Source organism: Campylobacter sp. 2457A, assembly GCF_020135895.1.
GTDB classification, from domain to species: Bacteria; Campylobacterota; Campylobacteria; order Campylobacterales; family Campylobacteraceae; genus Campylobacter_D; species Campylobacter_D taeniopygiae.
The window spans coordinates 1-458 of record NZ_JACHTO010000104.1 but is presented as its reverse complement, the minus strand read 5'-3'; the positions used below and the strand labels follow the sequence as shown (position 1 = coordinate 458).

Annotated in this window: 1 pseudogene; it reads right to left on the bottom strand. The window is 29.9% G+C overall.

Annotated elements, in window-relative coordinates:
• A pseudogene (locus H2280_RS08535) lies at nt 1-458 on the bottom strand (hypothetical protein); the annotation flags it as partial.

Sequence of the window (458 nt, the reverse complement as noted above, 5' to 3'; positions counted from 1 at the left end):
CTTTGTTTTCCTAACCCTTCCTTAGGATCAAAACTATGATCGTATTTAAACTTAGTAGGGGTAAAGCTTACTTTTAAAGGAAAGTTTTTATCTGTAGTGCAAGCTGAGATTAATTCTTGTAAGATTACAAATTCACCATTAACTTTCTTTTGAGAAAGAGATCCTTTTACATTAACAACTTTAGTACAAGGTGAGCTTACATTACCTATAGTATAAGGACAAGCTACTATACTAGAGTTTAATAAATCACTTTCTAACATTATAGGGATGTTATTATCTTTAAAAGTTTTTCCTTTGTTTGATTTGAGTATGACTTTACCCCCATGGATACATTCTAGGTTTTGATTTTCTAAAAGAGCATGGAGTTTAGCTATAGCTTGTTTTTTATCTACTTGTGTGGTTTTTTGTTCTTCTAGAATGTTTGAAATTAAATCTTTATATTCTAAGCTTTGCTTGCT